This is a genomic window from Buttiauxella sp. AC142 (genome assembly GCF_979253435.1).
Genome location: NZ_CEEDCH010000001.1, coordinates 3,996,480 through 4,020,108, shown reverse-complemented (window position 1 = coordinate 4,020,108; position 23,629 = coordinate 3,996,480). Strand labels below are relative to the sequence as shown.

The window sequence follows — 23,629 nt, the reverse complement described above, 5'->3', positions numbered from 1 at the left end:
ACACATCTCTATTTTACTTGATTTTTATTGTCTAAATAATTGGGTATTTTCCGCCATGGATGGCTTAACCCTTCTCCCCACCATAAGCGAAGATTATCGCCAGGCAAAAAATAAACATGCAGATAATTTTCATCCCATTTTCGTTCAGGCAAAGTAAGGGTTTTATGGCGCCGCTCAAGGCGCATTCCTTGTAGATACTGGGAGTGAGTCATATCGAGAGTCCAGATAACATCAGCTGTATCACCGCTGATATTGCCACAACAGGTTACGGCACCGCCACCATGAGCAAAAGCATTCCCACCCGCAACACCATTGACGCTAAAACCCAATATTGGTCTGTCCAAATCATTATGAATTACCAGTTGAACACCTCCAGTCGGTGGCCCAAAAAAGACATCCCAGGCAAGGTTCAGACCCCAGATTATTATCAGTAGAATTAACCCTCTGCACATCCAACGGCTCCAGCGCGCCCAAAAGCGATGTAGCGCAGCATCTATTTTTTCTAGTCGGGAAAGTAAATTCATATTTTTGATATCCTTAATATCACTCTGTCCTTTATTTATTTCTTAGTCTTTATTTCGGGCCGTATTTCAAAGGGTGACCATGCATCACGACTCCACCCCAGTTTGACCTGATCATTTGGCAGGAAATGAACATGCAAATTGTCTTCTCCCCATTTTCTTTCCGGCAATGGCAGAGTTTTAAGGCGTTTTTCCAGTCGCATTCCTTGTAAATATTGAGAATGAGTTATATCCAGTGTCCATATAACTTCAGCAGTATCACCTTCAATTGTTCCGCAGCACGTTAATTTTCCACCTCCATGTGCAAAAGCGTTTCCCCCCGCGACACCATTAACGCTAAAACCAAGAATAGGACGATCTATCTCACTATGAATGATCAGTGCAACACCTCCAGTCGGTGGACCAAAAAATACCGACCAGGCAAGATTACCCCCCCAGATGACAACCAGAAGAATTAACCCTCTGCGTAACCAGCGACTCCAGCGAGCCCAGAAACGATTTAATGAAGCATCTATTTTTTCCAGTCGAAAAAGTAGACTCATAGTTAAGTCTCCTGAAGCAGTGCTTCGGTGAGAGTGATATTTCCCGCTGTAACTTTTTCGAGTGCTCGAGTCATATCAGATGATTGAATTTCTTTATTTCCGCCGCTCAAGTAATGCAGGGCGTATATTTTTTTATCAATGGGTCGTGATAACCCCGCTTGTTGAGCTTTGTTGAGCGCCTTATGAACCATTGCACGCTGAATACATGCTGGGAAATGTTTACTCTGTGGTTGTTGTATCCAGATTCTTAACAAGGCGCTGACGTCGGTGTCACCGTTTAATAATTCCCAAAGAGCTTGATCGAGTTCAATGGTTTTGTGGGTCTTATCATATTCGGTGTTTAAAGCTGGTGTTAAAGATAATGGCCACCATTGTTGATCCATATTGGGAACAAACCATTTATCGATCCCGTTAAAAAGAGTCGAATATCCATTTAAATCGTTACGTTGCGATAAATGCTGTAATACATAAGGCGTATAGAATCGCAACAACAGACCTTTATCATCAGGAGATTTTACGATACATCCCCAGGATAATTGCTCTGCCAGTTGTGGTAACGCAAGGCTGGAAATGATGATCCCTCTCAGCGCACCTTGTTTATCCAGAACGTCTGGAATAGTGTCATTCAGGTCAGTAATCTTTATAAGCCATGGACCAACGGATACTAATGATTCAAGTTGTGGGTGAATAAAGAGAGATCTCATTCGGTCACTCGCAGATGCGCATATTTCTCGCAGCACTTTATTTTCAACTAATCCAGCTTCAAATAATGCATACGATGAAGCTGTAGCCTCTTTAGCCATATGGCTGACAATGAGTAATTCAGACAGTATCATTATGTTAGTTTCCACCCACTATTGCCGAATCTTCACGCATTGAATTCATCATGCATTCCAGGCATATATCTTCTTCGAGTTCAGGCCGAACCGTCATATCAGACGATTCGGCCTTATTTTTTCCCAATGTTAATTTTCCCTGAGAAGGCGTGAGTTCATCCGGGAGTTGCCCATTCCATTCAGTACCCTTACCCGGAGAACCCATCCCCATATTTACAATTGCACTGGTTTGGATGCCGCTGGCGTCAATTTTTATAAAGTTACCACCGGCTTGTAGTGTTAACTCACATCCTGCATCAAGTGTGACTTTACTGCCTGCTTTGACGTGATATTCACTGCCATTTACGATCAGCATATTTTCTTCAGTTTTAATATGAAGAGTCTGTGAAACAGTGAGTGAGTAATCTTCTTTAACTAAATCACGTTTTTCGCTTTCAACTCGTAAATGATTTTCGCCTTTGATATGCATCAGCTGATTTTCACCTACCCAGAAAGCATCTCGATTATTGACTATCCGACTCATGTCCTTCTGGGCATGCATCGACAGCAGCTCCTGCCCGGTCTGGTCTTCGAACATCAGTTCGTTGTATCCATTACCCTTATACGTCTGCGAGCGTATCGCCATCCGGGTTTTGGTGCCCGGCAGGTCGCCCGGTGCACGATTGGCGGCGTGATACGTCCGCCCGGTGATAATCGGCTGGTCGGGGTCGCCGTTCAGGAAATCGACAATCACTTCCTGGTCGACGCGTGGAATGGCGATGTTGCCGAAGCCGGTGCCCGCCCACGCCTGCGAGACGCGAACCCAGCACGAGCTTTCTTCGTTGCTTTTGTTGTAGCGGTCCCAGGCAAATTTCACCGTCACCCGCCCGTGCTCGTCGCAGTAGATTTCTTCCCCGGCAGGACCGGTGACAATGCCGATTTGCGGGCCGTCCACCAGCGGTTTCGGTAGCGGCGCCGGGCGCCAGGTCTGGGTGGCCGGAATAACATAAAAGCGGTTGGTGAGCGTGGTGCCCTGGCCGGCGCTGCCGATTTGCGCCTGCGGCTGGCTGCCGGTCATCTCGCTCGACACCACCTGCCACGGGCTGTTTAAATCCTCTCGCGGATGGTCGGTGAGGGTGAACCAGCGTCCCGGCTGTAACTGCGGGCAATTACTGGTACCGCTGGCAAAATCGACGTTATTGCGCCAGCCGTCCATCTGATATTTCGCAAAATCGGCACCGTGCTGTTCATCCTTGAAGCGCCCCGGATAGTCAAAAATTTCATAGTCCGGGCGCTGATAAGACAGGTCTGCGCCTTCTTCCTGGTACTGCGCCTGCCAGCCGGGGGCGGTGAAGGTGTAGTCCTGGGTAGTGACTTTTGCCGGGCGGATTTGCGCGCTGCGGCAGAAAGTGTTGATGCAGTAAGTGGACGATTCAGAGGCGGCATTCGGGTTATACGGAAACGCCCCGAGGCCGCGCAGGTTGCAGCGGTCATCGGTGAAAGTCAGTTTCTGGTCACGGTCGTCGAGATATTCATCCTCGAAGAAAAAAATCCCCTCTTCGGCGGCGAGGCGGGCGATGAAATCGTAATCCGACTCCATAAACTGCACGCAGAATTCCCGCGCCGGATGCGGGCGGCGAAACAGCGCGTCATGCGTGCGGATACGCATTTCTTTGAGCAACTTTGCGAAGATGTACTGGATGTCGTAATTCTGAAAACTGCGGCAGTTCTGACGCTGGGAGCTGCGCCAGAACTCGGGGCGTACCGTCATGCGGTAGAGTGTCTGATGTTTGCCGCTGTCGCCCTGCTCGCAGAAGGTGACCAGGCCACGCACCCGACGCTTAATCACGTCGCCCTGCCAGATGGTGAGAACCCCGTATTCATCGAGGATTTTTTGAAAGCCAATCGCCGGGTCATTACAGGCGACGGTGATCTCCAGGCTGAACAGAGAAGAAAGGGATTGTTTAAGCTTAAAGTTCACCACCGCGAAGGTGTCCGCAGGAGTGCGCCCCGCGATGAAGGTAAAGCGGGTGCCGTCTGAGGCCATAATATAAATCCTTTTATCATCACACCATTGATACATCGTTTTTATCTGAATAAAAATAGATGCAAGTATATTGGTGTGCTGAGTATTGATAGGCTTTTAAATTTAAGCAACGATAAGATATGTTTGTAATAAGATTAATTCGCGGGGTATTTGGGAGGTGAATATAAACTATAGGATTGATAGTTTTTATATGTAAAATTAAAAGAGGAGGCTGACAATCAACCTATTAAATATAATAAGTTGATTGTGTTAATTAGCGTGGCTGTATAAACATTTAAGTATTTCTAAGGATAAATATCAAAATACGTAATAAGTTAATCTTCGTCAAAACCTGCATTGAACAGCGCGATAACAGCGTTCAATGCTTGTTCTTCTTCAGGCCCGGTGACTTCAATTTCAATGTGGCCACCTTTGGCTGAATCCAGCATCAGTAGTGCAATCACACTATTAGCTTCGGCTTCGGTGCCAGCCTCGTTACGCAATATCACTTCGGCATCAAAACTTTGCACAAGTTCGAATAGTTTCATAGCCGGGCGCGCATGCATGCCCAGCTTATTGGTGATCTCAACGGTTTGTTTTACGGTCATGGTTTGCGTTTTTCCAGCGTACGGTGACGGGACTGCACGTTTTTCCCACGTGAGCGGAAATAGTCTGCCAACTGCTCTGCAATATAAACCGAACGGTGTTTACCGCCAGTACAACCAATCGCTACAGTCAAATAGCTGCGGTTGTTGGTTTCCAGCATCGGTAACCAAAGCTCAAGATAGCTACGCGTCTGGTAGATAAAGTTGTGTACTTCGGTATGACGATCAAGGAACGCTGCAACAGGCCTGTCGAGACCCGTCATTGGACGCAGTTTTGGATCCCAGTGCGGGTTTGGCAGGAAGCGCACGTCAAACACGTAATCTGCATCAATCGGAATGCCGTGTTTAAAGCCGAAGGATTCGAAGACCATCGTCAATTCACGTTCACGTTTGCCGAGCAGACGAGTCCGCAGCATTTCCGCGAGTTCATGCACCGACATTTCAGAGGTGTCGATGATTAAATCGGCTCTGGATTTCAACGGTTCCAGCAGATCGCTTTCTTCATCAATCGCACTCTCCAGCGACAAGTTTTTACTGGAAAGCGGGTGTAAACGACGTGTGTCGCTATAACGACGAATCAGCGTGTTGCGATCGGCATCGAGGAACAGCAATTGTGGAGAAAATGAATCAGGTAGATTGGTCATCGCCTGTTCAAAAATTTCCGGGTTTTCCGGCATGTTACGCACGTCGATGCTGACTGCCGCAGAAATCTGTCGCTCTGCGAGAGTTTTGGCAAGATCAGGCAACAGCACCACTGGCAGGTTATCTACACAGTAGAATCCCATATCTTCTAGTGCACGCAAGGCTACAGACTTCCCTGAACCAGAGCGGCCGCTGACAATCATCAGCACCATTTTATCACTCCCCCAACTTCTCTTGCTGTGGCACGCACATGACCGCAGCCAGATTATTCACTTTCACTACCATGTTCGGTTTCGGTAATGATCTGATAAAGCTCTTCATCGCTCTGCGCTGAACGCAGGCGTCGGCAAATCGTTTTGTCCGCGAGACGTTTTGCTACCAAAGACAAAGTGTGCAAATGTGTTTTTGTCTGATCGGCCGGAACAAGTAGCGCAAACATCAGGTCGACCGGCTGATTATCAATAGCATCAAACGCGATAGGGGTTTCCAGTTTAATAAACACCCCTACGGCGCGGGTGGTATCTTCTTCCAGTTTTCCGTGAGGAATGGCGATACCATTGCCGATACCGGTACTACCCATTCGCTCACGCGTCAGTACCGCCTCAAAAACGACTTGAGGTGGCAGACCGAGCTGTTTCGCCGCGAGTTCACTGATAATTTCCAGCGCACGCTTCTTACTTTGGCAATGTACATTGCTACGGGTACATTCTTTGTTCAGGACATTACTAAGTTGTAGAGCAGAATCGTTGTTCATCATAAGTTCACCTAAGCACTCTGTTGTGGCAACGGCCCGTTACTTCCGTAACGAGCCGTGAATGCCAAAACCGTTGCCTGGATTATCAGTGTTGTTTTAGTTTATCTTTATGTTTGGTTAGCTGGCGCGCCAGTTTATCAATCAGACCGTCAATCGCCGCATACATATCCTGCCCTTCAGCGCTGGCATGTATTTCACCACCATTGATATGAAGTGTTGCGTCGGCAATATGCGTGACTTTTTCCACTTTTAACACAATATAGACTTGGTTAATCCTATCGAAGTACTGCTCCAGTTTGGCAAACTTCGTGCTCACAAAATCGCGCAGTGCGTCAGTGATTTCGACGTTTTGTCCTGTAATGTTGAGCTGCATAGTGTCTTCCTTATCGGTTAAGTCACACCAGTTGTTTACGCTGGTTTGACGGTGGTATGGATAAAGACTCTCGGTACTTCGCAACAGTGCGGCGTGCCACCATGATCCCCTGATCCGATAGCATAGTCGTTAACTTGCTATCACTCAGCGGTTTCGCAGGGTTTTCCGCAGCAATTAACTTCTTCACCAAAGCCCGAATAGCCGTGGACGAGGCTTCACCACCGCCCTCGGTATTGACATGACTTGAGAAGAAATACTTCAATTCAAAAATGCCTCGCGGACTGTGCAAATACTTTTGCGTGGTCACGCGGGAAATGGTGGATTCGTGCATTTCGACCACTTGGGCGATATCAGCAAGAACCATCGGTTTCATATGCTCTGCACCGAACTCAAAAAAGCCTTGCTGCTGTTCAACGATGCAGCGGCTAACCCGCAGCAAGGTATCATTGCGGCTTTCAAGGCTTTTGATCAGCCACTTCGCTTCTTGCAGGTTACTGCGAATAAATTGTGAGTCGCTGTCATTGCGGGCATTGGTGCCCATAGCAGCGTACTGTTGATTTATTTTTAGACGTGGGATGCTGTCGGCGTTGAGTTCTACCGTCCAGCGGCCCTGAGTTTTTTTGACCAACACATCAGGGATTACATACTCTGGTTCGCTGGTCTGAATGGACTGGCCCGGACGCGGATCAAGCGACTGAATCAGGCACATCGCCTCTTTCAGCACTTCTTCTTTCAGACGCGTGACGCGCATCAGGCTGCGGAAATCATGGTTGGCGAGCAAGTCGAGATGTTCGCTGACAATCAGGCGAGCTTCGGTTAGCCAGGGTGTTTCTCGCGCGAATTGTGAAAGCTGTATCAGGAGGCAATCACGAAGGTCGCGTGCGGCGACGCCGACAGGATCGAAGCGTTGCACGCGTTTGAGCACCGCTTCCACTTCGTCGAGGGTGATTTCTTCATCGCCCATGCTTTCGAGAATTTCATCCAGCGAAACGGTCAGATAGCCCATTTCGTCAACGGCATCAACAATAGACGTTGCAATCGCGGTGTCGGTATCAGAAAACGGGGTGAGATCGACCTGCCACATCAGGTAATCCTGGAGTGACTGGGTAGTTTCTCCCTGATAAACCGGTAACTCGTCGTCTATATAGTCAGTTCCGGTTCCCGATGGCGTACCTGCGGTGTAAATTTCGTCCCAGCTGGTATCCAACGGTAACTCGTCGGGCATCTCTTTTTGTTCGAGTGCCTCACGAGTATCTAACGCTTCATTTTCACGAACTTCCTGAGTTTCAATTTCTTCATGCAGATCGGTTTGCTCAAGCAGCGGGTTACTTTCCAGTGCTTGCTGAAGTTCCTGCTGTAATTCTAACGTCGACAGCTGCAACAGACGAATTGCCTGCTGTAACTGTGGCGTCATAGCAAGTTGTTGGCTGAGCCGTAATTGCAAACCTTGCTTCATATTCAGAGCGAACTTCCTCAGGTGTAATCGTTAATTATTCCTACCCTATCAGAGTCTGAACTCTTCGCCCAGATACACGCGTTTAACATGCTCGTCTTCCAGGATCTCAGCTGGCGTGCCGTGGGCGATTAAATGGCCCTGGCTTACGATGTAAGCGCGTTCACATACGGCTAACGTTTCGCGTACGTTATGGTCAGTTATCAGCACCCCAAGCCCGCTGTCGCGTAAATGCTCGATGATTCGCTTGATGTCGATAACGGAAATTGGGTCAACACCTGCAAAAGGTTCATCCAAAAGAATAAATTTTGGATTTGCAGCCAATGCGCGAGCAATTTCAACACGGCGACGCTCACCACCGGACAAAGATTGCCCGAGGCTATTACGCAAATGCTCAATGTGGAACTCTTCCATTAGCTCATTGGCGCGGTCTTCACGCTGCTCGGTAGAAAGATCATCACGGATTTGCAGCACGGCCATTAAGTTATCGAACACGCTTAAACGGCGGAAAATAGACGCTTCTTGAGGCAAGTACCCAATACCACGTCGTGCACGTGCATGAAGCGGCAGCAGGCTGATGTCTTCATCATCAATAATAATGTTGCCCGCATCACGCGGAACAATACCGACCACCATATAAAAAGTGGTGGTTTTCCCTGCACCGTTAGGGCCGAGCAAACCGACAATCTCACCTGATTTAACGGTCAGACTAACGTCTTCTACAACGCGGCGGCCTTTGTAGGCTTTAGCGAGATTTTTTGCAATTAAAGTAGCCATAACGAATTAGTTACTCTTTTTCTGCGCAGGGGCGGGTGCCGGAGCCTTGCCGTCTTTTTTCTGCAACTGAGAAGGAACCAGAACGGTCGTAACACGTTTACCTTTTTCGCTAAAGGCCTGCATTTTCTGCTCTTTAACGAGGTAAGTAATTTTGTCGCCTTTAATATTGCTATCGACCTGCTCCAGATAGGCATTGCCGGTCAGCACGACAAAATCGTTTTGCAGCTCATAGTGCATAGTCGATGAGTGGCCGCTAACGGGTTTGCCGCTATCTTGCATCTGATAGAAAGTGGCTGGATTACCGTAGCCATCAATCACTTCTTTACCTTGCTCGCCGCCGGGGCGTGTGACAACGACTTTATCGGCATTAATCTTGATACTACCTTGCGTCACAACCACATTGCCGGTGAAGGTGACGACGTTGCCTTGCATATCCAGCGACTGTTGGTCAGATTCAATGTGAATCGGCTGATCGGTATCACCGGTCAGCGCAAATGCCGAAAAACTGGCGGCTAAAAGCGTACTGGTCAGTACTAAATTACGGCTGAGTTTGTTTATTCTGGATTTCATAAGATGTTCTAACCTTTTCAATCAGCTCGGCATTTTTGCTGCGTAAATTACCACGCATTTTGAGGCCGGTGGAGTTAAAGCTGGTTCCGTACAAGGTTACCTGGTCATCAGAGGCAACATCCTGAGTGACTAAATTAACCTGCGCATTATCCGTGGTAATTTTGCGTAGCTGCGAATCTGGCGTCAGAGCTGTAAGCACCACATTCCCATACAGATACAGCATCCGATCGTTAGTAAGTTTGGCGCGATCTGCTCGTAATGACCAGGTGGCGACTTTGTTTTCGTCGTATTGCGTCATCACCGGATTGGTGAACCACGAAACGGCGGTTTCGGAAAAATATTCAACGTGCTCAGCAACCAGTCGGTAATTTAAAGCCCCTTCAGGACTGTAGGCGAGAGTCGTGGAATGTTCACTTTTATAGGTTGGTTCATTCGTGTTCACTGTTGGAGGCGCAACGGCATCTTTGTCTACCAGATTCACACCGATCAAAATCAGCACCAGCAATGAAAGCAGGATGATAACCCAACGTCTGGTCTTACTCATATAGATAGCCCTTTGGCCTCATCAAGCTTACCTTGTGCCAGTAACAGCAAGTCGCAGACTTCGCGCACTGCTCCACGGCCGCCAGCAATACGCGTCACGTAGTCGGCACGAGGAATGAGTAAAGGATGTGCATCCGATACCGCAACGCTCAAACCGACTTTTGCCATCACAGGCCAGTCGATTAAATCATCACCCACATAAGCCACGTGTTCAGCTGGGATTGCGAGCTTATCTAAAAGATCCTGAAAAGCCACAAGCTTATCGGACTGACCTTGATAGAGATGCTTGATACCCAGCGTTTCACAGCGGTCTTCAAGCAATTTTGCTTTACGACCGGTAATAATCGCGACGTTTATATCTGATGTCAGTGCACAGCGAATACCATAGCCATCACGCACATTGAATGCTTTCAGCTCTTCGCCACTGTTGCCCATATAAATCAGGCCATCAGACATCACACCGTCAACGTCTAAAATGAGCAGGCGCACATTAGCGGCCCGCTCCATAACGCGCGCACTTACCGGCCCATAACAAGTGGCAAGAGACGCTTCATGGTTACTCATTAAGGCTAATCCTTTGTTAAACCACGCCTGCGCGTAGCATGTCATGCATATGTACCACACCGAGTAGTTGGTCGCCATCTGCAACCAATACCGAGGTAATATGGCGAGACTGCATCAAATTCAATGCATCAACCGCCAGGACTGTTGGGCGAACGCGAATTCCGCCGACGGTCATGACATCTGCGATATTCAGGGTGTGGAGATCTACGCCCATATCAAAGACACGACGTAAGTCACCATCCGTGAAGATCCCTTCGATTTTCATCAGGTCATCACAGATTACGGTCATCCCCATATTTTTACGCGTTATTTCCAGCAGTGCATCACGCAATGAAGCATCTTTACTGACATGCGGTATTTCATCGCCGCTGTGCATGATGTCGCTGACACGTAATAACAGTTTACGACCCAATGCGCCGCCTGGGTGAGAAAGTGCAAAATCTTCTGCGGTAAAGCCGCGGGCTTTGAGCATCGCAACAGCAAGTGCGTCACCCATGACCAATGTGGCAGTGGTGCTTGATGTCGGAGCCAGGCCCAGCGGGCAGGCTTCTTGTGGCACTTTCACGCACAGATGGATATCCGCCGCTTTGCCCATCGAACTTTCGGGACGGCTGGTGATGCAAATGAGTGGCACCTGCAAGCGTTTGAGAACGGGGATCAGCGCCAGAATTTCGTTCGACTCGCCAGAGTTTGAAATAGCGATGACAATATCTTGCGCGCTCACCATGCCGAGATCGCCGTGACTGGCTTCACCAGGATGGACGAAGAACGAAGGTGTGCCGGTACTGGCAAACGTCGCGGCCATCTTTTTACCGATGTGCCCTGACTTGCCCATGCCCATAACGACCACTTTGCCCTGGCAATAGAACATTCTTTCACAGGCTTGCGTGAAATCTGAATTGATGTATTGCTCGAGCTGATCCAGGCCTTCACGTTCGATCTTCAGGACATCTCTGCCTGCTTGTTGAAAGTCAAAACCCGGTTGTAAATTAATCTGTGACATAATTTCCGTTCCGTTTTACCCAACGACCGGTGATGCAAGTAACCACAGCACCGCAATCCATACGAAGAAGCTACATGTTAACAGAGCACCAGCAGTCTTGCCGATAGAGCGACGCTTACGCCAGCAAAGTACGGCGAAAATGGCACTAACAATCAACATGACCCAATAGTCCCGAGCAAAAGCGAGCGGGTCTATTTCGCCTGGCGCGATTAACGCCGGAATGCCCAGCACCAGAACAATATTGAAAATATTCGAGCCAATGATATTACCAATCGCAATATCATCTTCACCTTTACGGGCTCCTGCGATCGTCGTGGCTAACTCTGGCAGGCTCGTGCCGACCGAAATAATCGTCAGGCCAATCACTAATTCGCTCACACCAAAGTAATGAGCCAGCACGCTGGCGTTATCGATAACCATGCGTGTCGCCATCGGCATAATGATTAGGGCGACGGCCAGCCATAAAAACGCAACAGGGCGATTACCTTCTCTGGGAAGTTCTGCCAGTTGCTCGCGCGTTAAATTGTCAGAGCCTTCATGCCCGGCGAGGCGTGCTATTTTAATGGTAAACAGCAGATACGCTATCGCTACAGCAATCAAAATTAAGCCATCGACGCGGCTTAACTGATTATCAAAAAGCAGCCAGCCAATAATTGCACTGACGATTAACATTAGGGGCAATTCGCGACGAAGAATATCGGAATTCACGGTAAATGGGTGTAAAAGCGCCGCTAAGCCGAGAATCAGCAGAATATTGGTGATATTCGAACCCAGTGCTGTCCCCACCGCCAGATTCAATTGACCATGAAGGGCGGCAGAGCTTGCGACGAGAAGTTCAGGCAACGAAGTCCCGATGCTGACGACTGTTAAACCGATAAGCAGTGGTGGAACCCCAAAACTACGGCAAAGAATGGACGCGGCAAACACCAGCCGGTCGGCGCCATAGACGACCAAAAGCAAACCAATGATTAACAGAGCTGTAGCTAACAGCATTCAAAATCCTTTATTCAGGTATAATCGCCGGTCTTGTGCTGTGAAAGTACCGGCAGAGCGTACAGATCTGTAGGGTTGAGCATAATTCTTAATTCTGACTTTATGCGGCAGAAAAGTAAAACAAATGCCAGTTTTCGCTAATCGGGACGGGTAATATTCTGTAAAAATGATGGGTTGGAACTGAGTTTCCGTTCAATGCCTCGTCCGTGAACTTGATAAAAGGAAAGATGATGAGCCAGGCGCAGACGAATCTGGTCGAAATTCGCGGTGTTAGTTTTACCCGCGGCAGTCGGCGCATCTTTGACAATATTTCACTGAACGTGCCGCGTGGCAAGATTACCGCCATAATGGGGCCTTCAGGTATTGGTAAAACAACACTACTACGGTTGATCGGTGGACAAATTCAGCCCGACAGCGGTGAAATCCTGTTTGACGGTGAAAATGTACCCGCGATGTCGCGCTCACGTTTATACACTGTTCGCAAACGCATGAGTATGCTGTTTCAATCCGGCGCGCTGTTTACCGATCTCAATGTCTTTGAAAATGTTGCATATCCTCTTCGGGAGCACCGCCGCTTACCGGAAGAGTTGCTGCGTAGCACCGTGATGATGAAGCTTGAAGCGGTTGGATTACGTGGAGCCGCTAAACTGATGCCTAACGAGCTGTCTGGCGGTATGGCCCGACGGGCAGCACTTGCCCGTGCCATCGCACTCGAACCCGATTTGATTATGTTTGATGAGCCATTCGTTGGCCAGGACCCTATTACTATGGGGGTATTGGTAAAACTGATTTCAGAATTAAACAGTGCGTTGGGTGTGACCTGTATTGTAGTTTCCCACGACGTGCCTGAAGTGCTTAGCATTGCCGATTATGCCTATATTGCGGCGGATCAGCACATAGTAGCCGAAGGGACTCCAACAGCTTTGCGTGAAAATAGCGATCCACGTGTACGTCAATTCCTCGATGGTATTGCCGATGGACCTGTACCGTTCCGTTATCCGGCAGCGGATTATCGGGATGACTTATTATCAGAAACAGGGAGTTAAGTTGCTCATGCTCTTTAATGCACTGGCATCGTTCGGGCGGCGGGGATTGAAAACCTGCGCGTCATTTGGTCGGGCCGGGATAATGCTTGTTAATGCGGTGGTGGGGAAACCGGAATTCCGCAAACATGCGCCATTACTCATTCGCCAGATTTACAATGTAGGCGTTTTGTCGCTGCTAATCATCATTGTGTCAGGCCTATTCATCGGCATGGTTCTTGGTCTGCAAGGTTATTTAGTTCTGACAACTTATAGTGCGGAATCAAGTCTCGGCATGTTGGTCGCATTGTCGCTACTGCGTGAACTTGGGCCTGTTGTTGCAGCTCTTTTATTTGCCGGGCGCGCAGGTTCAGCGTTGACTGCGGAAATTGGCCTGATGAAAGCGACAGAGCAACTCTCGAGTATGGAGATGATGGCGGTTGACCCGGTGCGTCGCGTCGTTTCACCTCGATTTTGGGCCGGTGTCATTTCGTTGCCACTGCTGACGCTTATCTTTGTCGCTGTGGGTATCTGGGGTGGCGCATTGGTTGGCGTTAACTGGAAGGGAATTGATGCAGGGTTCTTCTGGTCTGCGATGCAAAATGCCGTCAACTGGCGTACCGATCTGGTTAACTGTGTCATCAAGAGTGTGGTGTTCGCGATAACAGTGACCTGGATTGCATTATTCAATGGCTACGATGCCATTCCTACGTCCGCAGGGATTAGCCGGGCAACAACACGTACCGTTGTGCATGCCTCACTGGCCGTTTTAGGTCTGGATTTTGTGCTCACAGCACTGATGTTTGGGAATTAAGTTCATGCAAACTAAGAAATTTGAAACTGGGGTTGGCGCATTTTTAATTATCGCATTGGCTGCCATCGTCTTCTTGTGCCTGAAAGTGGCAAATGTCACTTCGCTACGCAGTGAGCCAACATACCGGGTCTATGCGACTTTCGATAATATCGGTAGCCTGAAAACGGGTTCTCCGCTGCGCCTGGGCGGTGTGGTGATTGGCCGCGTTGACGATATTACACTTGATCCGAAAACGTACTTACCTCGCGTCACCATGGATATCGAAACACGCTATGACCGCATCCCGGACACCAGCTCGCTGGCGATCCGCACCTCGGGTTTACTGGGTGAGCAATATCTTGCCCTAAACCTCGGTTTTGATGACCCTGAGCTTGGGTCATCTATCCTTAAAGAAGGTGGCACGATTCAGGACACTAAATCAGCGCTGGTACTGGAGGACCTGATTGGTCAGTTCCTGTATAAGAGCGGCAATGGTGATAATAAGAATTCAGGGGATACCCCTTCGCAGAATTCAGAGAATAATAGCGCAGAGCCACAGCCTGGCACGACGCACTAATCTAAGAGGACGAGTGTTATGTTTAAACGACTTATTATGATTGCTATGTTGGTTGTCGCACCACTGGCGCATGCCGTGGATCAGAGCAATCCTTACAAGCTGATGGGCGAAGCGGCGCAAAAAACGTTTGATCGTCTCAAAAACGAACAACCTAAAATCCGTCAAAATCCTGACTATCTGCGCGAGATCGTGGGTCAGGAGCTTCTGCCGTATGTGCAGGTTAAATACGCAGGTGCGCTGGTATTAGGTCGTTACTATAAAGATGCAACGCCTGCGCAGCGTGAGGCCTATTTCAAAGCATTTGAAGAGTATCTGAAACAGGCTTACGGTCAGGCACTTGCTATGTATAACGGGCAATCTTATCAAATCGCCCCAGAGCAACCGCTGGGTAATGCCACCATTATTGCTATTCGCGTCACTATCATTGACCCGAATGGGCGTCCACCGGTGCGTCTTGATTTCCAGTGGCGTAAGAACAGCCAGACAGGCAACTGGCAGGCTTACGATATGATTGCTGAAGGTGTAAGCATGATCACCACCAAGCAAAATGAGTGGAGCGATATCCTACGCACCAAAGGGATTGAAGGTTTGACGGCTCAACTGCAATCAATCTCTAAACTGCCAATCACTCTGGAAAATAAAAAGTAATGGCCGACGAGCTTAGCTGGCAGTGTGAATCTGAAACCTTGCATCTGACAGGTGAGTTGGACAGCGATACCGTGGGGCCGTTATGGCGTCAGCGTGAGCAAATCATGGCGGGTATCAAGGTTTTGAATCTTTCAGGCCTTTCGCGCGTAGATACCTCAGGTTTAGCGCTGCTGATTCATCTTGTGGCCTTTGCTCGACGCCAAAATGTGGAGGTTGAGCTTCAGGGTGCAAGCGATAACCTTCAGACTTTGACCAAACTTTATAACCTACCTGAAGACATCCTTCCTGCTTTTGCAGGCTAGTGTTTTCATAGCGTTACTATCATTGCCCCTGATCTAATTAGATCAGGGGCTTTTTGCTTATTTAAGCCAGCGCCACTTTCCTCTAAGATGTGTGGCTTGTTTCATTAATCGACGAATTATATCCCATGGAAAATCATGAAATTCAGACAGTGCTGATGAACGCACTGCCCCTACAGGAAGTCCACGTCTCAGGCGATGGCAGCCATTTTCAGGTGATTGCGGTGGGTGAGTTATTCGCCGAGTTAAGTCGCGTGAAGAAGCAACAAACAGTTTATGCGCCATTGATGGAACTGATTGCAGATAACCGTATTCATGCGGTTTCCATCAAGACCTATACTCCGCAAGAGTGGGATCGCGATCGTAAACTTAATGGTTTTTGAGCAATTCGCCACGGCGGGTTGTAACGATTTGAATTTAATAGAGAGCAGTTTCAATGGATAAATTTCGAGTTCACGGGCCAACCCGACTGAGTGGTGAAGTGACGATCTCCGGGGCGAAGAATGCCGCTCTGCCGATCCTCTTTGCCGCTCTATTGGCCGAAGAGCCAGTTGAGATTCAAAACGTTCCAAAACTGAAAGACATTGATACCACAATGAAGCTGTTAAGCCAGTTGGGTACCAAAGTTGAACGTAACGGTTCAGTGTGGATCGACGCCAGTGAAGTTAATATTTTCTGTGCGCCGTACGACCTGGTGAAAACCATGCGTGCTTCTATCTGGGCGCTTGGGCCGTTGGTTGCACGTTTTGGCCAGGGTCAGGTTTCTTTACCTGGTGGCTGTGCAATCGGCGCACGTCCAGTCGATTTGCACATTACAGGTCTTGAACAGCTTGGTGCGGAAATCAAACTGGAAGAAGGCTACGTTAAAGCTTCCGTTAATGGCCGTCTGAAAGGCGCGCATATCGTGATGGATAAAGTAAGCGTTGGCGCTACTGTTACCATCATGAGTGCTGCAACGCTTGCTGAAGGCACCACCATCATCGAAAACGCTGCCCGCGAACCGGAAATCGTTGATACGGCGAACTTCCTGAATACTCTGGGTGCGAAAATCACCGGTGCAGGTACTGACCGCATTACTATCCAGGGCGTTGAACGCCTCGGTGGCGGTGTTTATCGCGTCGTGCCTGACCGTATTGAAACCGGGACTTTCCTGGTTGCTGCGGCCATTTCTGGTGGCAAAATTGTTTGCCGTAATGCTCAACCAGACACGCTTGATGCCGTGCTGGCGAAACTACGCGAATCTGGCGCTGATGTAGAAGTTGGCGAAGACTGGGTGAGCCTGGATATGCACGGCAAACGTCCAAAAGGCGTGACAATCCGTACTGCGCCACACCCTGGTTTCCCAACCGATATGCAGGCTCAGTTTACCCTGTTGAACCTGGTGGCTGAAGGTACGGGCGTTATCACTGAAACCATCTTTGAAAATCGTTTCATGCATGTTCCTGAGCTTATCCGTATGGGCGCTCATGCAGAAATCGAGAGCAATACCGTGATTTGCCACGGCGTTGAAAAACTGTCTGGTGCGCAAGTGATGGCAACAGATCTGCGTGCTTCGGCAAGCCTGGTTCTGGCGGGTTGTATCGCCGAAGGAACGACAGTTGTTGACCGTATTTACCACATCGATCGTGGCTACGAGCGCATTGAAGATAAACTTCAAGCGTTAGGTGCGCAGATTGAACGCGTGAAAGGTAGTGGCAGCGGCGAATAAATTTTTCTGCTGATACTCAAAAGAGAAAACCGGGCTTGCCCGGTTTTTTTATCGTTTACGCATCAAACAAGCTCGATCAATAAACTGATCGGTTTGCGGATCGTAATAACGAGAGGGCCAAATTACCCACGGCGAAATATCTAACGCTTGTGCGATGATTAACTCACCTTTGGGCCAGGGGCGCGTCAACGCGTTAGCCAGCGTCGATGAACTCAGGCCTGCTTTCCTTGATTCAGCTGCCAGAGATGTTCCCCGTTTACGTAACCCTGCGATGATGTCTGCTGGGTGCCAGTCAGAATTTTTACTTTCCATGTTTCTCCCTGAAACCGCTTCGTTTTACCGGTTTACTCAAGAGCATTTATAACATGACAATCATCCAAAAGATTCCAATAAATAACGTAAAAAATTAAATCTGCGTGAGCCCACACAAAGTGAATGAAAATCAATGAAAACAGATTGCTATGAGGCGAGCGAGCGAGGTGGTGGATAAATTTATTGGAAACTTAACGCGCCATTAAAATGGCGCGCCAGGAAGTTTAACGGTCGCGTTGAACAGCCATATGAGCAAGAGCAATTAAAGCCTCTTTATGCTCACTTTCTGGAAGAACGGCTAAAGCCGCAATCGCTTTATCCGCTTCTTGCTCTGCGCGTAATTGAGTCCACTCGAGAGAACCACAGGCCGCCATCGCATCCAGTACGGGTTGAAGTAAATGACGCCCGTTGCCTTGCTCAATGGCTTCACGAATCATTTTTTCTTGCTCTGCATTACCGTTACGCATTGCATGCAGCAACGGAAGAGTCGGTTTGCCTTCATTCAGGTCATCACCAACATTCTTGCCCAGCGTTTGCCCGTCTGCACTGTAGTCAAGCAGGTCATCAATCAGCTGGAAAGCGGTTCCCAGATAACGACCATAGTCTTGCAATGCTTTCTCTTGCTCTTCAGTGGCATCGGCCAAAATACCGGAACATTGCGCGGCTGCTTCAAACAAACGTGCCGTTTTGCTGTAAATCACCCGCATGTAACTTTCTTCTGTAATATCGGGGTCATTGCAGTTCATCAATTGCAGAACTTCACCTTCGGCAATCACGTTTACCGCTTCGGACATGACCTCAAGTACCTTGAGCGAGCCGAGTTGCGTCATCATCTGGAAGGCTCGGGTATAAATAAAATCACCTACCAATACGCTGGCAGCGTTGCCAAATGCGGCATTGGCTGTAGCCTTTCCGCGGCGCATGTCTGATTCATCCACCACATCATCATGCAGCAGCGTTGCGGTATGGATAAACTCAATGAGCGCAGCAATATTAACATGCGCGTTGCCCTGATAACCCAGCGCGCGAGCAGCAAGAACGGCGATCATTGGACGGATACGTTTACCACCGCCACTGACGATGTAATACCCTAACTGATTGATCAATTGGACATCTGAGTTCAACTGCTCAAGGATGACCGCATTGACTCCCGCCATATCTTGCGCGGTTAACTCATTAATTTTTTCTAAATTCATCGCAAAAGTCTGGCTTAAAGTCCTGTTTACCACATGTCTTTACGGAATCACGTGAGGGTAGAGGAGTAATAATGTAGTACAGATTGTACTGAAAAAACGAGGCAGATAAACGGCTGGTGTGATGTTGCGTTTTTTTTCTACCATGTTTCATGACAGGGCTTGTCAAAGGCTCTCGTTTTGCGTAATATTCGCGCCCTATTGTGAATATTTATAGCGCCACCTGAAACATACGTAAGGTGCGTGCGGAAAGCGGAGTTTTATATGTACGCGGTTTTCCAAAGTGGTGGTAAACAACACCGAGTAAGCGAAGGTCAAACCATTCGCCTGGAAAAGCTGGACATCGCAACTGGCGAAGCAGTTGAGTTCGCAGAAGTTCTGATGATCGCTAATGGTGAAGAAATCAAAATCGGCGTTCCTTTCGTCGATGGCGGCGTAGTTAAAGCTGAAATTGTTGCTCATGGTCGTGGCGAGAAAATTAAGATTGTTAAGTTTCGTCGTCGTAAACACTACCGTAAGCAGCAGGGTCATCGTCAGTGGTTCACTGATGTGAAAATCACCGGCATCAGCGCTTAATACAGGGGAGCATATTAAATGGCACATAAAAAGGCTGGCGGCTCTACTCGTAACGGTCGCGATTCCGAAGCTAAACGTCTGGGCGTAAAACGTTTCGGCGGTGAAGCAGTTCTGGCAGGCAGCATTATCGTTCGTCAACGTGGTACTAAATTCCACGCTGGCACCAACGTAGGTTGCGGCAAAGATCATACTCTGTTCGCTTTGACTGACGGTAAAGTTAAGTTCGAAGTTAAAGGTCCGAAAAACCGTAAATTCATCAGCATCGTTGCTGAATAAGTTTTTCGCGTCCCGGTAACGGATAAAAGCCCCGCAACACGTTGCGGGGCTTTTTACATTCTGCGACCGGTAAATCAATGAAGTATATTCTTCAGATTTCGGGTTGCAGGAATAGATAATGAAACAGCAGGCAGGCATTGGCATTCTGTTGGCACTGACTACAGCAATATGCTGGGGTGCTTTGCCAATCGCGATGAAACAAGTCCTGACGGTAATGGAACCGCCGACAGTCGTTTTTTATCGCTTCCTGATGGCAAGTTTGGGTTTAGGTACCATTCTCGCTATACGCGGGAAATTACCGCCCTTGCGCCTGTTCCGAAAACCACGTTGGTTGGTATTACTTGCCATCGCAACGGGGGGATTGTTCGGTAACTTCTTGCTGTTTAGTTCGTCTTTGCAGTACTTGAGTCCAACGGCATCTCAGGTTATTGGCCAGCTTTCCCCAGTGGGAATGATGGTGGCAAGTGTGGTTGTGCTTAAAGAGAAAATGCGCGGCACACAGGTCATCGGCGCCATAATGCTGCTTTGTGGCTTGGTGATGTTCTTTAACACTAGCCTGATAGAAATTTTTACCCGCCTGACAGATTACACCCTTGGGGTGATTTTTGGTGTTCTGGCGGCGACAGTGTGGGTCACCTATGGTGTGGCGCAGAAGGTATTATTACGCCGCCTGGCCTCGCAACAGATCCTCTTTTTGCTGTACACTTTATGTACTCTTGCGCTTTTGCCGCTGGCTCAGTTGGATAAAGTCTTCCAACTCAGTCAATGGCAACTGGCATGTTTAGTTTTCTGTGGCCTGAATACACTGGTTGGGTATGGGGCACTGGCAGAAGCCATGGCACGGTGGCAGGCGGCACAGGTTAGCGCCATTATTACGCTAACCCCGCTGTTTACTTTGCTATTTTCAGATTTATTAGCGTTAGCCTGGCCCGATTTCTTCGCCATGCCGATACTTAACCTCGTGGGTTATTTCGGCGCGTTCGTCGTGGTTGCAGGTGCAATGTATTCAGCCATTGGTCACCGTCTTTGGGGACGTTGGCGCAAAACCGAAGCTGTTCTTCCAGTACAACGTTCGGGCGAATGATTTACGGAGAAGTAAAATGAAGTTTGTTGATGAAGCAACGATCCTGGTCGTAGCAGGTGATGGCGGTAACGGCTGCGTTAGCTTCCGTCGTGAAAAATATATTCCCAGGGGCGGCCCGGACGGTGGTGATGGCGGCGATGGCGGCGATGTGTGGCTTGAGGCGGATGAAAACCTCAATACCCTAATCGACTATCGCTTTGAAAAATCTTTCCGCGCTGAACGTGGTCAAAATGGCCAGAGCCGTGATTGCACCGGTAAACGTGGTAAAGACATCACCGTAAAAGTCCCAGTAGGTACGCGTGTAATTGACCAGGGCACTGGCGAAACCATGGGTGATATGACCCAGCATGGTCAGAAGCTGATGGTAGCTAAGGGCGGTTGGCACGGTCTGGGTAACACCCGTTTCAAATCCTCTGTAAACCGTACCCCACGTCAGAAAACCATGGGTACGCCGGGTGAGAAGCGTGATATTCAGCTTGAGCTGTTGCTGCTGGCTGACGTCGGCATGCTTGGCTTGCCGAATGCGGGTAAATCCACTTTTATCCGTTCTGTCTCTGCGGCTAAACCAAAAGTAGCGGACTATCCGTTCACCACATTAATCCCAAGCCTTGGCGTTGTTCGTATGGATAACGAGAAGAGCTTTGTGGTTGCCGATATTCCAGGGTTGATTGAAGGTGCCGCTGACGGTGCAGGCCTTGGTATTCGCTTCCTGAAACACCTTGAGCGTTGCCGTGTGTTATTGCACCTCATCGATATCGCGCCAATTGATGAATCTGATCCGGTTGAAAATGGCCGTGTCATCATTGGTGAACTGGAAAAATACAGCGAGAAACTTGCTGAGAAGCCACGCTGGTTGGTCTTCAACAAATGCGATTTGATGAGCAAAGAAGACGCAGAAGCGCGTGCGAAAGAAATTGCTACTGCGATGGGTTGGGAAGAGAAGTACTACCTGATTTCAGCGGTTAATCGCGAAGGCGTTAATGCACTTTGCTGGGATGTGATGGACTTTATCATTGCTAACCCGAAAGTTGCCGAGCTTCAACCTGTCGCGCCAGAGAAAGTCGAGTTTATGTGGGATGATTATCATCAGCAGCAACTCGATGCGGTGGAAGCAGAGGAAGACGAAGACTGGGATGACGACTGGGATGAAGATGACGACGAAGGCGTCGAAATCATCTATCAGAAATAAAACGTTATCTAATAAAAAGCCGGGAAATTTCCCGGCTTTTTTATGTCTCAATTATTGGTTTTGCGCTGGGATCCAGCAGTTGGCTTGCAGGCCAATGCCATCCGCTCCGCTATCTAACGTCAATTTCCCGTTATGAAGATGAACAATACGCTGGACAATATTCAGTCCCAGCCCGCTGCCACCATAGCGTTGATCCATACGGCGGAAGGGATCGGTTATCGTCTGGCGATGTTCTTCCTCAATACCTGGTCCCTGGTCGGAAACCCCCAGCACTGCGCCATTTCCCTGAGTCACTAATGACACCGTGATGGTGCTTTCTGTTGGGCTATAGCGGGATGCATTTTCCATCAAGTTCCGCAACATCAGGCGAAGCAGCACTGCATCTCCTTGCACCATATCAGCACTTTCGTTTGGCCAGATAATGTTTTGCCCACGCAGGGCAACCATCTCCTCCATTTCCATTTTGAGCGGGGCGATGATGTCGCGATTCCAGTTCAATGTATCGTAATGACCGCTTGCCAGCGCTTGCCCGGCACGCGAGAGCATCAACAACTGTTCAATGGTATGCATGAGCTGATCGATGCGCTCCAGCAGCATAGGGGCTTGCTGAACGCCTGAGTTAGCCATTAACTCCAGGTGCAAACGCAGGCCAGCCAGTGGCGTGCGTAATTCGTGGGCGGCATCAGCAGTAAATAAACGTTCCTGCTGGATAGTATTGTCCAGACGTGCCAGCAACTGGTTTAACGAATTAGTTACAGCCACCATCTCATCCATGTCTGAATACATAGGCAGAGGTGACAGGTTGTCGGCCGATCGATTAGCAAGGCTGGTGCGCAGGCGATTCAACGGACGTGTAATCCAGGTGATTGCCCAGAATGAGAAGAATAGCGTGAATCCAATCATCACCAGAGAAGGAACCAACAAAGATGCAATCGCCTCCCGGATTTCCTTCTCTACATGCTGGTTTCGAGCTTTGGCTGATAGCGTTTCACTGACCAGGAAACTGATTTGCTCACGGCTTTCATGCCACAACCAAATAACGCTGATTAACTGGAAAAACAGCAAGATAAGCGCGAGGAGAATCATTAGCCTCTGGCGCATACTGTTCATTTTCGACTCTCCAGCCGATAGCCCACGCCACGTACGGTTTTGATTCTGTCCTTGCCTAATTTACGCCTGAGATTGTGAATATGTACCTCAAGCGTATTGGAGCCAGGATCGTCCTGCCAGCTGTAGATATCTTGCTGTAATGTCTCGCGGTGTACCGTCTGCCCGATACGCATCATCAAGCGTGTCAGTAATGCGAATTCTTTAGGTGTGATCTCGACGGGGTTATCTTGCAATAATACCTGCTGAGTTTGCAGGTTGAGCGTCAGGTCATCATGCTGGAGAAGGTTATCGCTGTGGCCTTGATAACGGCGAATTAGCGCCCGGGTGCGGGCTTGTAACTCGGCTAAAGCAAAGGGTTTAACCAGATAATCATCAGCGCCTGAGTCCAGGCCATTAACACGGTCTTCCAGCGCATCACGTGCTGTAAGTATTAGCACTGGCGTGCTAATACTGCGACGGCGCCACTGCCTGAGCAGCGTAGCGCCATCTTTGTCCGGCAGGCCAAGATCAAGGATTACCATGCCGTATTCACCGCTTTCAATCAGCGCATCTGCTTCAGCAGCTGTTGTTGCGCAATCCAGAGCATAACCCTCGCTGTTCAGTGCCAGCACCAGGCCTTCCCGTAACAGTAAATCGTCTTCAACAATCAGCAGTTTCATAA

Annotated in this window: 30 protein-coding genes; 11 read left to right on the top strand and 19 right to left on the bottom strand. The window is 48.9% G+C overall.

Annotation, left to right across the window (positions count from 1 at the left end; genetic code table 11):
• Window positions 1-8: 8 nt before the first annotated feature.
• From AC0IWZ_RS18640 to AC0IWZ_RS18570, 15 genes are all read right to left on the bottom strand, one after another.
• A complete protein-coding gene (locus AC0IWZ_RS18640; RefSeq protein WP_471678728.1) occupies window positions 9-524 on the bottom strand; it encodes a DUF3304 domain-containing protein in 516 nt (171 codons plus the stop codon).
• Window positions 525-559: 35 nt separating this feature from the next.
• Complete coding sequence (locus AC0IWZ_RS18635; RefSeq protein WP_471678729.1) at window positions 560-1,063, bottom strand: DUF3304 domain-containing protein; 504 nt, start codon at window positions 1,061-1,063, stop codon at window positions 560-562.
• Window positions 1,064-1,065: 2 nt separating this feature from the next.
• Window positions 1,066-1,899: a DUF4123 domain-containing protein gene (locus AC0IWZ_RS18630; protein ID WP_471678730.1), complete on the bottom strand. Its 834-nt coding sequence runs from the start codon at window positions 1,897-1,899 to the stop codon at window positions 1,066-1,068.
• A 4-nt stretch (window positions 1,900-1,903) separates the two neighbouring features.
• Window positions 1,904-3,925: a type VI secretion system tip protein TssI/VgrG gene (gene tssI, locus AC0IWZ_RS18625; RefSeq protein ID WP_471678731.1), complete on the bottom strand. Its 2,022-nt coding sequence runs from the start codon at window positions 3,923-3,925 to the stop codon at window positions 1,904-1,906.
• A gap of 314 nt (window positions 3,926-4,239) precedes the next feature.
• Complete coding sequence (npr, locus tag AC0IWZ_RS18620; RefSeq protein WP_034498868.1) at window positions 4,240-4,512, bottom strand: PTS phosphocarrier protein NPr; 273 nt, start codon at window positions 4,510-4,512, stop codon at window positions 4,240-4,242.
• Window positions 4,509-5,363, bottom strand: a complete 855-nt coding sequence (gene rapZ, locus AC0IWZ_RS18615) for an RNase adapter RapZ (protein WP_034498867.1) — start codon at window positions 5,361-5,363, stop codon at window positions 4,509-4,511. Before rapZ ends, npr begins: the two co-directional genes overlap by 4 nt.
• 53 nt (window positions 5,364-5,416) lie before the next feature.
• On the bottom strand, window positions 5,417-5,908 hold the full coding sequence (ptsN, locus tag AC0IWZ_RS18610; protein WP_034498866.1) for a PTS IIA-like nitrogen regulatory protein PtsN: 492 nt from the start codon (window positions 5,906-5,908) through the stop codon (window positions 5,417-5,419).
• A gap of 82 nt (window positions 5,909-5,990) precedes the next feature.
• The gene (gene hpf, locus AC0IWZ_RS18605; protein ID WP_034498864.1) at window positions 5,991-6,278 is read right to left on the bottom strand and encodes a ribosome hibernation promoting factor; all 288 of its coding nucleotides are present in this window, start codon (window positions 6,276-6,278) and stop codon (window positions 5,991-5,993) included.
• A 22-nt stretch (window positions 6,279-6,300) separates the two neighbouring features.
• Entirely contained in the window at window positions 6,301-7,734 is a 1,434-nt protein-coding gene (gene rpoN / locus AC0IWZ_RS18600) for an RNA polymerase factor sigma-54 (RefSeq protein ID WP_471678732.1), read from the bottom strand.
• 48 nt (window positions 7,735-7,782) lie between these two features.
• Window positions 7,783-8,508 (bottom strand): LPS export ABC transporter ATP-binding protein, encoded by a 726-nt coding sequence (gene lptB / locus AC0IWZ_RS18595; protein ID WP_034498860.1) that lies wholly within the window; start codon window positions 8,506-8,508, stop codon window positions 7,783-7,785.
• A 6-nt stretch (window positions 8,509-8,514) separates the two neighbouring features.
• Window positions 8,515-9,078 (bottom strand): lipopolysaccharide ABC transporter substrate-binding protein LptA, encoded by a 564-nt coding sequence (gene lptA, locus AC0IWZ_RS18590; protein WP_034498858.1) that lies wholly within the window; start codon window positions 9,076-9,078, stop codon window positions 8,515-8,517.
• Window positions 9,047-9,622: an LPS export ABC transporter periplasmic protein LptC gene (gene lptC, locus AC0IWZ_RS18585; protein WP_034498856.1), complete on the bottom strand. Its 576-nt coding sequence runs from the start codon at window positions 9,620-9,622 to the stop codon at window positions 9,047-9,049. Before lptC ends, lptA begins: the two co-directional genes overlap by 32 nt.
• On the bottom strand, window positions 9,619-10,185 hold the full coding sequence (gene kdsC, locus AC0IWZ_RS18580; protein WP_115627150.1) for a 3-deoxy-manno-octulosonate-8-phosphatase KdsC: 567 nt from the start codon (window positions 10,183-10,185) through the stop codon (window positions 9,619-9,621). Before kdsC ends, lptC begins: the two co-directional genes overlap by 4 nt.
• 16 nt (window positions 10,186-10,201) lie before the next feature.
• Window positions 10,202-11,188, bottom strand: a complete 987-nt coding sequence (gene kdsD / locus AC0IWZ_RS18575; RefSeq protein ID WP_259267941.1) for an arabinose-5-phosphate isomerase KdsD — start codon at window positions 11,186-11,188, stop codon at window positions 10,202-10,204.
• A gap of 15 nt (window positions 11,189-11,203) precedes the next feature.
• Complete coding sequence (locus tag AC0IWZ_RS18570; protein ID WP_471678733.1) at window positions 11,204-12,181, bottom strand: calcium/sodium antiporter; 978 nt, start codon at window positions 12,179-12,181, stop codon at window positions 11,204-11,206.
• 230 nt (window positions 12,182-12,411) lie between these two features.
• Between AC0IWZ_RS18570 and mlaF the strand changes: the two genes are divergently transcribed.
• The 7 genes from mlaF (at window position 12,412) to murA (ending at window position 17,228) form a co-directional block, all read left to right on the top strand.
• Complete coding sequence (gene mlaF / locus AC0IWZ_RS18565) at window positions 12,412-13,227, top strand: phospholipid ABC transporter ATP-binding protein MlaF (protein ID WP_034498848.1); 816 nt, start codon at window positions 12,412-12,414, stop codon at window positions 13,225-13,227.
• 7 nt (window positions 13,228-13,234) lie between these two features.
• Window positions 13,235-14,017 (top strand): lipid asymmetry maintenance ABC transporter permease subunit MlaE, encoded by a 783-nt coding sequence (mlaE, locus tag AC0IWZ_RS18560; protein WP_034498957.1) that lies wholly within the window; start codon window positions 13,235-13,237, stop codon window positions 14,015-14,017.
• A gap of 4 nt (window positions 14,018-14,021) precedes the next feature.
• Window positions 14,022-14,573: an outer membrane lipid asymmetry maintenance protein MlaD gene (mlaD, locus tag AC0IWZ_RS18555; protein WP_034498847.1), complete on the top strand. Its 552-nt coding sequence runs from the start codon at window positions 14,022-14,024 to the stop codon at window positions 14,571-14,573.
• A gap of 18 nt (window positions 14,574-14,591) precedes the next feature.
• Complete coding sequence (gene mlaC / locus AC0IWZ_RS18550) at window positions 14,592-15,221, top strand: phospholipid-binding protein MlaC (RefSeq protein ID WP_471678734.1); 630 nt, start codon at window positions 14,592-14,594, stop codon at window positions 15,219-15,221.
• Complete coding sequence (gene mlaB / locus AC0IWZ_RS18545) at window positions 15,221-15,523, top strand: lipid asymmetry maintenance protein MlaB (protein ID WP_034498843.1); 303 nt, start codon at window positions 15,221-15,223, stop codon at window positions 15,521-15,523. Before mlaC ends, mlaB begins: the two co-directional genes overlap by 1 nt.
• A 125-nt stretch (window positions 15,524-15,648) precedes the next feature.
• Entirely contained in the window at window positions 15,649-15,903 is a 255-nt protein-coding gene (gene ibaG / locus AC0IWZ_RS18540; RefSeq protein ID WP_034459734.1) for a BolA family iron metabolism protein IbaG, read from the top strand.
• Between the two features lie 53 nt (window positions 15,904-15,956).
• Window positions 15,957-17,228 (top strand): UDP-N-acetylglucosamine 1-carboxyvinyltransferase, encoded by a 1,272-nt coding sequence (gene murA, locus AC0IWZ_RS18535; RefSeq protein WP_471678735.1) that lies wholly within the window; start codon window positions 15,957-15,959, stop codon window positions 17,226-17,228.
• A 48-nt stretch (window positions 17,229-17,276) separates the two neighbouring features.
• Here the strand turns inward: murA and sfsB are convergent, their stop codons facing one another.
• On the bottom strand, window positions 17,277-17,540 hold the full coding sequence (sfsB, locus tag AC0IWZ_RS18530; RefSeq protein WP_034498839.1) for a DNA-binding transcriptional regulator SfsB: 264 nt from the start codon (window positions 17,538-17,540) through the stop codon (window positions 17,277-17,279).
• 224 nt (window positions 17,541-17,764) lie between these two features.
• The gene (ispB, locus tag AC0IWZ_RS18525; RefSeq protein ID WP_034498838.1) at window positions 17,765-18,736 is read right to left on the bottom strand and encodes an octaprenyl diphosphate synthase; all 972 of its coding nucleotides are present in this window, start codon (window positions 18,734-18,736) and stop codon (window positions 17,765-17,767) included.
• 261 nt (window positions 18,737-18,997) lie between these two features.
• Between ispB and rplU the strand changes: the two genes are divergently transcribed.
• The 4 genes from rplU (at window position 18,998) to cgtA (ending at window position 21,858) form a co-directional block, all read left to right on the top strand.
• A complete protein-coding gene (gene rplU / locus AC0IWZ_RS18520; RefSeq protein WP_034498836.1) occupies window positions 18,998-19,309 on the top strand; it encodes a 50S ribosomal protein L21 in 312 nt (103 codons plus the stop codon).
• 18 nt (window positions 19,310-19,327) lie between these two features.
• A complete protein-coding gene (rpmA, locus tag AC0IWZ_RS18515; protein ID WP_024549632.1) occupies window positions 19,328-19,585 on the top strand; it encodes a 50S ribosomal protein L27 in 258 nt (85 codons plus the stop codon).
• A gap of 118 nt (window positions 19,586-19,703) precedes the next feature.
• Complete coding sequence (locus AC0IWZ_RS18510; RefSeq protein ID WP_034498835.1) at window positions 19,704-20,669, top strand: DMT family transporter; 966 nt, start codon at window positions 19,704-19,706, stop codon at window positions 20,667-20,669.
• 16 nt (window positions 20,670-20,685) lie between these two features.
• The gene (gene cgtA / locus AC0IWZ_RS18505; protein WP_034498833.1) at window positions 20,686-21,858 is read left to right on the top strand and encodes an Obg family GTPase CgtA; all 1,173 of its coding nucleotides are present in this window, start codon (window positions 20,686-20,688) and stop codon (window positions 21,856-21,858) included.
• A gap of 51 nt (window positions 21,859-21,909) precedes the next feature.
• On the opposite strand, the gene pmrB is transcribed toward cgtA, so the two are convergent.
• The gene (gene pmrB / locus AC0IWZ_RS18500; RefSeq protein WP_410374028.1) at window positions 21,910-22,968 is read right to left on the bottom strand and encodes a two-component system sensor histidine kinase PmrB; all 1,059 of its coding nucleotides are present in this window, start codon (window positions 22,966-22,968) and stop codon (window positions 21,910-21,912) included.
• Complete coding sequence (gene pmrA / locus AC0IWZ_RS18495) at window positions 22,965-23,627, bottom strand: two-component system response regulator PmrA (protein ID WP_034498830.1); 663 nt, start codon at window positions 23,625-23,627, stop codon at window positions 22,965-22,967. Before pmrA ends, pmrB begins: the two co-directional genes overlap by 4 nt.
• Window positions 23,628-23,629: the final 2 nt, after the last annotated feature.